Annotated in this window: 7 protein-coding genes and 1 pseudogene; 6 read left to right on the top strand and 2 right to left on the bottom strand. The window is 69.5% G+C overall.

Annotated features, from left to right (window positions below):
* Nucleotides 1-125: 125 nt before the first annotated feature.
* Nucleotides 126-422 (bottom strand): annotated as a pseudogene (locus G3N61_RS39915) (DUF3108 domain-containing protein); the annotation flags it as partial.
* Nucleotides 423-536: 114 nt separating this feature from the next.
* Nucleotides 537-1,403, bottom strand: coding sequence for an IclR family transcriptional regulator (locus G3N61_RS37140; protein WP_011353357.1), 867 nt, complete (start codon nucleotides 1,401-1,403; stop codon nucleotides 537-539).
* 168 nt (nucleotides 1,404-1,571) lie between these two features.
* Between G3N61_RS37140 and G3N61_RS37135 the strand changes: the two genes are divergently transcribed.
* The 6 genes from G3N61_RS37135 to G3N61_RS37110 all read left to right on the top strand — a co-directional run.
* Nucleotides 1,572-2,564 (top strand): fumarylacetoacetate hydrolase family protein, encoded by a 993-nt coding sequence (locus G3N61_RS37135; RefSeq protein WP_043187117.1) that lies wholly within the window; start codon nucleotides 1,572-1,574, stop codon nucleotides 2,562-2,564.
* A gap of 137 nt (nucleotides 2,565-2,701) precedes the next feature.
* Nucleotides 2,702-3,529 carry an enoyl-CoA hydratase/isomerase family protein gene (locus G3N61_RS37130; protein WP_205824891.1) on the top strand — a complete coding sequence of 276 codons (828 nt, stop codon included), beginning with the start codon at nucleotides 2,702-2,704 and terminating at the stop codon, nucleotides 3,527-3,529.
* A gap of 88 nt (nucleotides 3,530-3,617) precedes the next feature.
* Nucleotides 3,618-4,388 (top strand): PhaM family polyhydroxyalkanoate granule multifunctional regulatory protein, encoded by a 771-nt coding sequence (locus G3N61_RS37125; protein WP_205824889.1) that lies wholly within the window; start codon nucleotides 3,618-3,620, stop codon nucleotides 4,386-4,388.
* A gap of 24 nt (nucleotides 4,389-4,412) precedes the next feature.
* Nucleotides 4,413-5,639 carry a patatin-like phospholipase family protein gene (locus tag G3N61_RS37120; RefSeq protein WP_089451348.1) on the top strand — a complete coding sequence of 409 codons (1,227 nt, stop codon included), beginning with the start codon at nucleotides 4,413-4,415 and terminating at the stop codon, nucleotides 5,637-5,639.
* Between the two features lie 468 nt (nucleotides 5,640-6,107).
* Nucleotides 6,108-6,986, top strand: coding sequence for a diiron oxygenase (locus tag G3N61_RS37115; RefSeq protein ID WP_043187123.1), 879 nt, complete (start codon nucleotides 6,108-6,110; stop codon nucleotides 6,984-6,986).
* A gap of 168 nt (nucleotides 6,987-7,154) precedes the next feature.
* On the top strand, nucleotides 7,155-7,596 hold a 442-nt coding region (locus G3N61_RS37110), incomplete at its 3' end, for an adenylyltransferase/cytidyltransferase family protein (protein WP_205824887.1).

Here is a 7,596-nt window from a genome sequence, read left to right as displayed (position 1 = left end):
GATACCATCAGCCCCGGCAGCGAATGGGTCGAGATCGGCGGCGTGCGCAAGCACGTGATGAGCTATCTCGGCGATTTCCTGTTCGCGCCGGAACGCGCGCGTTCGCCGGTGAAGTCGCTGTCGGGCGCCGGCGCGGGTTTCGGTGCGGCGGCCTTCGGGGCAGCCTGTGCGGGCGCGGCCGGCTGCTCGACCGGCTTCGGCGCAGGCGGTGCGGGCTGGCGCTCGATCGGTTGCGGTTTCAGCAGCTCGATCTGCACAGGAACCTCGGCGGGCTCGGGCGGCGTGAACGCGTCGCGGTTGCGCATCAGCCAGAACGCGGCGAGCGTGTGCAGCACCAGCACGACGACGAGCGCAATGCCCACCCGCAGCCAGTGGCGGGGCAAGGCGTGACTCGGACGGAGGTCGGCAGGCTGCATGGGCATCGGAACAGGATCGGGGCGCTCGCGTGACGTCGGGCGCGCAGCGCGCGCCACAGGAATCGGACTGTCGAATGCGTCGCGCGTTCGCGCTGCGTGACGGGGCGGGTGCCGCGTGCGTCAGGCGTCGCGCGCGTCGGGACTATAGCCGAGTTCGTAAGACAGTTTCTGCGCGCAGGCGCGCAGCGCCGTGTCGATCTCGCCGCCCCACGCAATGTCGAACGAGCCTTCCTGGCCGAGCGCGACGATCGCGAGCGCGAGTTCGCCGACCGCATCGAACACGGGCATGCAGAACGCGTGGATCGTCGGCAGCAGCATTCCCTCGACGCGTGCGGCCTCGTGCCGGCGCACGTCGGCGAGCACCGCATCGACCTCGTCGAGCGTGCGCGGGCCGCCGTGGTGCGGCGAGCGGCGCGTATCGGCGAGTTCGCGCTCGAGCATCGCGGCGGTCTTGCTGCGCGGCAGGTACGCGGCGAACAGCAGCCCCGTCGCGGAGCCGAGCAGCGGCATCACGTCGCCGAGCTTCAGCGATGCCTTCGCCGGGTGGCTCGATTCCATCCAGTGCACGATCGTCGGCCCCTGGTTGCCCCATACGGCGATACCGACCGTCTGGTCGAGGCGGTCGCGGAATTCGGTCAGCGCGATCCGCGCGAGCTTCACGCCGTCGACGCGCGCGAGCCGCGCAAGCCCCATCTGCAGCGCGAAGCCGCCGAGCTCGTAGCGTCCCGAGACGGGATCCTGCGACACCACGCCGAGCCGCGAGAAGCTGACGAGGTAGCGGTGCGCCTTCGCAGGACTCATGCCCGCGCGCTGCGCGAGATCGCGCAGCATCATCGCGCGCGGCTCGCTCGTCAGCACGTCGAGCAGGCGGAAGCCGACCTCGATCGACTGGATGCCGGAACGGACCTTCTCGCCGTGCTCGCCGGAAGCGGCGTCGTCGGTGTCGGAGTCGGCAAGATCGTCGTCGGGAAGCGGGCTGGCAGGCATGGGCGTCAGGTGCGCGAAAAGGCGGCAGGAATCGAGCTGAAAAACCGGGCTGAAAAACCAGACCGAAAAATCGGGGCGAAAGCGGGCGCACAATCGTGGCGCGCCGCAGGGATTCACCATCGTAAAATAGATTCCCTCCATCGTCACTACAACGGCAGAGTCCCCCTTATGAAACTTGCTTCGCTGAAGGACGGCACGCGCGACGGCCAGCTGATCGTCGTGTCGCGCGACCTGCACACCGCGGCAATCGCCGACGCGATCGCGCCGACGCTGCAGCGCGTCCTCGACGACTGGGCGTTCTACGCGCCGCAGCTGCGCGACCTGTACGACGCGCTGAACCACGGCCGCGCGCGCAATGCCTTCGCGTTCGATCCGGCCAACTGCATGGCGCCGCTGCCGCGCGCGTTCCAGTGGGCCGACGGCTCCGCGTACGTGAACCACGTCGAGCTCGTGCGCCGCGCGCGCGGCGCGGAGATGCCGCCCGAATTCTGGACCGACCCGCTGATGTACCAGGGCGGCAGCGACGATTTCCTTGGGGCCCGCGACGACGTCGTGTGCCCGTCCGAGGAATGGGGCATCGATTTCGAGGCGGAAGTCGCGGTGATCACCGGCGACGTGCGGATGAGCGCGACGCCCGACGAAGCGCTGAAGGCCGTGCGGCTCGTGACGCTGGTGAACGACGTGTCGCTGCGCAACCTGATTCCGGCCGAGCTCGCGAAGGGCTTCGGCTTCTTCCAGAGCAAGCCGGCCACCGCGTTCGCGCCGGTCGCCGTGACACCCGACGAGCTCGGCGACGAATGGCGCGAAGGCCGCGTGCACCGGCCGATGATCGTCCACTGGAACGGCAAGAAGGTCGGCCAGCCCGATGCGGGCACCGACATGGTGTTCCACTTCGGCCAGCTGGTCGCGCACGCGGCGAAGACGCGCAACCTGCGCGCCGGCTCGATCGTCGGTTCGGGCACGGTGTCGAACAAGGACGCGAAGCGCGGCTATTGCTGCATCGCCGAGAAGCGCTGCCTCGAGACGATCGAGCACGGCGCGCCGCAGACCGGGTTCATGCGCTACGGCGATACCGTGCGCATCGAGATGTTCGACACGGCCGGCAAGTCGATCTTCGGCGCGATCGAGCAGTCGGTCGCGCCGCCCGACGGCGCGGCGTAAGCCACGCGGCGCACGCAGCGCTCCGCGCCAGCGAAACCCGGCTTCGGCCCGCGCGCCGGGTTTCGCCTGATGTTTGCCCGCGCGGGCTTGGCTACACTCGATTCAGGGGTTCGAGAACCTCGAGCAAGGAGCAGCGCATGGCCAATCTCGCCGCGTACGGCGGTTACGAAGCACTGAAGGTGACGCGCCGCGACCATGGCGTGCTCGACATCGTGATGAGCGGCGAGGGCGCGAACCGCAGCGGCCTCGCGACCGCGAACGCACGCATGCATCGCGAGCTCGCCGACATCTGGCGCGACGTCGACCGCGATCCCGACACGCGCGTCGCGGTGATCCGCGGCGAAGGCAAGGGCTTCTCGGCGGGCGGCGATCTCGCGCTCGTCGAGGACATGGCGAACGACTTCGACGTGCGCGCCCGCGTGTGGCGCGAGGCGCGCGACCTCGTCTACAACGTGATCAACTGCAGCAAGCCGATCGTGTCGGCGATGCACGGGCCGGCCGTCGGCGCGGGGCTCGTCGCCGGGCTGCTCGCCGACATCTCGATCGCCGCGAAGGATGCGCGCATCATCGACGGCCACACGCGGCTCGGCGTCGCGGCCGGCGACCACGCGGCGATCGTGTGGCCGCTGCTGTGCGGGATGGCGAAGGCGAAGTACTACCTGCTGCTGTGCGAGCCGGTGAGTGGCGAGGAGGCCGAGCGGATCGGGCTGGTCTCGCTCGCGGTCGAGCCGGCCGACCTGGTGCCGAAGGCCTACGAAGTGGCCGAGCGGCTCGCGCACGGTTCGCAGTCGGCGATCCGCTGGACCAAGTACGCATTGAACAACTGGCTGCGCACGGCCGGGCCGACCTTCGATACGTCGCTTGCGCTCGAATTCATGGGTTTTTCCGGGCCCGACGTGCAGGAAGGGATCCGCTCGCTGCGCGAGCGGCGCCCGCCCGAGTTTCCCGGCGACGCGCCGTTCTGACACGCGCTGGCGCTATGATCGATCCAGGCGCGGCTCGCGCGACGCATGGCGGCCGCCTCGCTCTCACCCAGTCAACCAGGATGCCCGTATGACGACCGATGCCTCCGGCTCCAACCCTTTCGCCGGCTTTGCCGGCTTCAAGCCCGCCGACATGATGGACCGCATGTGGGACATGATGCGGATGTCGCCATTCGGCGGGATGACGTCGTTTCCGGGCGCCACGCAAGGGCTGCCGCCGTCGCTGTCGAGCATGTCCGACATGATGGCGCCGCTCACGAGCGTCGAGGAACTCGACAAGCGGATCACCGATCTGCGCGCCGTCGAGCAGTGGCTGAAGCTCAATCTCGGGATGCTGCAGTCCGCGATCCAGGCGCTCGAGGTGCAGCGCGCGACGCTCGCGACGCTGCGTGCGTTCGGCGCGTTCGCGCAAAGCTCGATGTCGGCGGCCGAGGAAGCGGCCGTCGCGGCCGCGCACGCGGCGAAACACGCGTCGCCGGCGCCGGATGCCGACGCTGCGGCGTCCGCCGCGGATGCATCGGCCGGCGACGCCGCGCAGCAGGCCTTCGCTCCTTCCGGCTGGTGGAACCTGCTGCAGTCGCAGTTCCACCAGCTCGCGAGCCTCGCGATGGCGCAGCCGGGCATGCAGTCCGCCGCGCCGGGCGATGCGCCGCAGGCCGCGGCCGCACAGCCGGGGCAAGCTGCGCCGCAGGAGCCGGCCGCGAAGCCGGCGCCGGCTGCCGCCGCGCCGCGCAAGCCCGCCGCGAAGCGCGCAAAGCCGGCCGGAGCGGCCGGTTCGGCCGCGGCGCGCGCGGCCGCCGCTTCGTCGCCCGAAACCCGTCCGCCGAAGCGCTCGACGTGACGCGGCGCAGGTAGCAGGTCGATCATGCGGCTCGCGCTCGTTCTGATGGGAGGCGGCGCACGTGCCGCCTATCAGGTCGGCGTGCTGAAGGCGCTGGCCGAGATCGCGCGCGAGGCCGATCCGCAGCGGCACACGCTGCCGTTCGCGGTCGTGTGCGGCTCGTCGGCCGGCGCGATCAACGCGACGTCGATCGCGAGCCACGCGGACGACTTTTCCCACGGCGTGCGGCGCCTGCTCGAATTCTGGGAGCCGTTGCGCGCCGACTACGTGTATCGCACCGACTGGCTCGGCATCGCAGCCGCCGGCGCGCGCTGGCTCGCGGCGATGACCTTCGGCTGGGCGGCCCGCCGTTCGCCGCGCGGGTTGCTCGACAACGCGCCGCTCGCGCACCTGCTGCAGCGCGAGCTGAGTTTCCACCGGATCGAGCAGATGCTCGAGGCGCGCCTGCTGCACGCGCTCGCGGTGACGGCGCTCAGCTATTCGAGCGGGCGGCACCTCACGTTCTACCAGGCGGCCGAGCCGATCCAGGCGTGGCGGCGCGCGCAGCGCACCGCGCGGCTCGTCGACCTGTCGGCGTCGCACCTGCTCGCGTCGTCGGCGATTCCGTTCGTGTTCCCGGCCGTGCCGCTGGTGCTCGACGGGCAGATCGAATACTTCGGCGACGGATCGATCCGGCAGATTGCACCGCTGTCGCCGGCGATCCACTTCGGCGCGGACCGGATCGTCGTGGTCGGCGCGGCCGACCCGCGGCCCGAGATTCCGGCCGCGAACGGCGCCGGGCTGGTACGCGGCTACCCGACGCTCGCGCAGATCGGCCAGCAGGTGCTCGCGAGCGTGTTCCTCGACTCGATCGGCTCGGACATCGAGCGCATCGAGCACATCAACCGGATGATCGAGCACCTGCCGCACCAGGTCGAGGTGGACAGCGGCTGGCGGCACGTCGACGTGCTCGCGATCGCGCCGTCCGAGCGGATCGAGCTGATCGCGGCGAAGCACCTGAAGCAGATGCCGGCGACGATGCGCGGGCTGCTCGGCGCGATCGGCGGCAGCCAGCCGGCCGGCGCGTCGTTTGCGAGCTACCTGCTGTTCGAGGAGGCGTTCACGCGCGAACTGATCGAGCTCGGCTACCGCGACGGGCGCGCGCAGCGCGACACGCTGGCCGGCTGGATTGCACTGGCGGATGGCGGCAGCGCGCCGGCCGCCGGCATGCCGCCGGAAGACGGCCTCGCGACCGGCGAAATGCGGGCCTGATGCAGACAGGACAATGTAAGGTTGCGTTTTCGCGACGGTCGGCCGCGACAGATCGCCGCACCGCGATTGGCGGCGCACGACCGGGCAGGCGTCTCGGAACCGTCATGCACGCGTGATATCATGGCCGCCGCCGTATACACCATATCGAGCAGCCCGCCGATCCGGCATCCGCACGGGACCTTTCGGGGAACCCGCCTGGGGCAGGGGACGGGCGCGCCAACGAGCCGGCCAGCGCCGGCCCCCACTCAGGCAAGCGTGCAGCCGGTTCCGTTCGTGCGGAGCGTGGCTGCGGCATGCCGCAACGGCGGCGACGCGGCCGCCCGGCTGCCGGACGAGCAATCGGCGTCCGGCCGGTCGGTTTCACGCGTAAAATCACAGTCTTGGCCGCAAAAAGCGCGCTTGGCGCGCCTTTGCGGCAACAGTCACGTTTAGAGAAGTCGCATTGCGCAGAACAGGGGTGGGACCATCATGAACACGATGCTTTATCCGGAACTTTACCGATCGCTCGAAGCCGTCCGCTGGGACATGGAGAAGGACATTCCGTGGGACAAGTTCGACGCTTCGCTGCTCACCGACGAGCAGGCGAAGACGATCAAGATGAACGCGATCACCGAATGGTCGGCGCTGCCCGCGACGGAGATGTTCCTGCGCGACAACCAGCACGACAGCGACTTTTCCGCGTTCATGAGCGTGTGGTTCTTCGAGGAACAGAAGCATTCGCTCGTGCTGATGGAATACCTGCGCCGCTTCCGGCCGGAGATGGTGCCGACCGAAGAGGAGCTGCACGCGGTGCGCTTCGAATTCGATCCGGCGCCGCCGCTCGAGACGCTGATGCTGCACTTCTGCGGCGAGATCCGCCTGAACCACTGGTACCGCTGCGCGGCCGACTGGCACACCGAGCCGGTCATCAAGCAGATCTACGAAACGATCTCGCGCGATGAAGCGCGCCACGGCGGCGCATACCTGCGCTACATGAAGAAGGCGCTGAACAACTGCGGCGACGTCGCCCGTGCCGCGTTCGCGAAGATCGGCGTGCTGATGGCGTCGGCGCGCCGCACCGAGAAGCCGCTGCACCCGACCAACCTGCACGTGAACCAGGCGCTGTTCCCGCGCGACACCGTGCAGTCGCGCCTGCCCGATCCGGAATGGCTCGAGCGCTGGCTCGACGAGCAGATCCGTTTCGACGGCGAATGGGAAAAGAAGGTCATCGAGCGGATCCTGCACAACCTGTCGATCCTGTTCGAGCGCACGTTCGCGACCGCGCAGGAGCTGAACCGCTACCGCAAGGAAGTCACCGGCCGCCTGCAGGCCGAAAGCGGCCCGTCGTCGGCCGCGCAACCGGCCTGAGGCCGGCTGGCGCGCCGGGGCCGGCCTGATTCACGATTCACGCCGGCCGCGCGCGCCGCTTCGCCGCTGCCCCATGAAGCCCGCTCGGCACGCCCGGCGGGCTTTTTCGTTTCCGGCGCCACGGCGCCTCGTCGCCGTACGCACTGCTCATTCGATCCGACCTTCATCATGTCCGCCACTTTCGAACGCAAGCTGATCACCCGCGACGCCCTCGTCGCCCTGCGCGCCACGCTGCCGTCGCCCGTCGTGTTCACCAACGGCGTGTTCGACATCCTGCATCGCGGCCACGTCACCTATCTCGCCGACGCGAAAGCGCTCGGCGCATGCCTGATCGTCGGCGTGAACAGCGACGCGTCGGTACGCATGCTCGGCAAGGGCGACGACCGGCCGATCAATCGCGAGGACGACCGCGCGGCGCTGCTCGCGGCGCTGGAAAGCGTCGACTGGGTCGTGAAATTCGAGGAAAAGACGCCCGTGTCGCTGATCGAGCGTTACCGCCGCCTGACGGAAGGGGTGTTCGCCGTGCTCGACAGTCATCTGGCCCGGCACCCGTACCTGGCCGGGGACGACTATTCCATCGCCGACATTGCGCATTTCGGCTGGACGCACA

The sequence above is a fragment of the Burkholderia sp. Ac-20349 genome (genome assembly GCF_017104865.1).
GTDB lineage: Bacteria > Pseudomonadota > Gammaproteobacteria > Burkholderiales > Burkholderiaceae > Burkholderia > Burkholderia aenigmatica.
Note: the sequence above shows the minus strand (reverse complement) of the source record. Positions and strands in the feature narration are given on the sequence as shown.